2 protein-coding genes are annotated in these 1,135 nt (G+C 44.8%); one reads left to right on the top strand and one right to left on the bottom strand.

Annotation, left to right across the window (positions count from 1 at the left end):
• The first annotated feature begins 148 nt into the window (after positions 1–148).
• Positions 149–757: an HU family DNA-binding protein gene (locus DW947_RS21370; protein WP_005825608.1), complete on the top strand. Its 609-nt coding sequence runs from the start codon at positions 149–151 to the stop codon at positions 755–757.
• A 176-nt stretch (positions 758–933) separates the two neighbouring features.
• On the opposite strand, the gene DW947_RS21770 is transcribed toward DW947_RS21370, so the two are convergent.
• Positions 934–1,135, bottom strand: a 202-nt coding sequence (locus tag DW947_RS21770) for a hypothetical protein (protein ID WP_410492090.1), incomplete at its 5' end; no start/stop codon positions are given.

Here is a 1,135-nt window from a genome sequence, read left to right as displayed (position 1 = left end):
AGTAACACATTTATTAGTTTGTAAATGTGTCTACCTATATCAGGATAAGACATTACTGCCAGCTTCTGCCGATTTCGAGAACATTTCTTCCCCAAGTTTGCTGCAAGTTTCCCTCAATTCTCTATAAACCATTAATTTAAATTATTTTATGAGTGCTTATTATGACCTTTATGAAACGCCCGTCCCCGAAGGCGAGGAACCGAAGTCGCTGCATGCCCGTGTCTGTTCCAAGGGAACCATTTCTGGTAAAGAGTTTATGGAACGGGTTTTTCGTGAAGAACATATGCCCCACGCCATGGTTGTGGGTATTGTGCAAGCCATCACCACTACGCTTGGAGACTGGCTGGCAAAGGGCTATACGGTGGAGATAGAGGGACTTGGCTTCTTCAGCACCACGCTGAAGTGTACCCATCCGGTGATGAATAAGAAAGAAGTACGTGCGGAGTCGGTCAAGATGTCCACGGTGAAATTCCGTCCCGGCATCGAATTCAAACGTTATGTGGCAGGTAAGATGGAGTTGGAACGTGCGGATAAACGCTTTTTCCCGGATAAACCGAAAGCAATGGGCGACATGGTTGCCCGTGAAAAAAGCATGATGGACTTTCTGGAGGCTAATGTCTGTATTACTCGTGCAGAATATTCCCGCCTTGTCCATGTCACCGCCCGCCGGGCTTCGAGGGATTTGCAGACATTTATCGATTCCGGCGTGATTCGCAAGCGTGGTGCCGGCCGTTCTGTGGTCTATGTCAAGGGGTGAACTTAGTATATTCCGGTACGCGCGCGTATATATATAATGTGTCCCCTTCCTTCCTGCCTTCCTTTCCCTTTAAAAAATATGCTTTAAAACATATCTATCAATCAGCTAGTTATGAAAAAGTTCACGTAAACCCTCAAAAAAAGCTTGTATATATTTTGCAGATGTCCGTAAAAGCCCTACTTTTGCATCCGCTTTCGGGAACGAAGGCGGCGATGTTTTGACATTCTGACAGTAAAACGGAGCGGTAAGCTTCCATTTTTCTCTTCTTTGCCATAGGTTTCTTTCGGAACTTCGGTCTTGGAAAAGAAAAATGAAAAAACTTTCGGAAACATTTGGAAGTTATGCTTTAAAGTTCTTACCTTTGCACCCGCTTTTGAA

It is taken from the genome of Bacteroides sp. AM44-19 (genome assembly GCF_003603395.1).
Classification (GTDB): Bacteria; Bacteroidota; Bacteroidia; order Bacteroidales; family Bacteroidaceae; genus Bacteroides; species Bacteroides uniformis.
The sequence above is the reverse complement of the archived record's forward strand: the minus strand, read 5'-3'. Positions and strand labels throughout refer to the sequence as shown.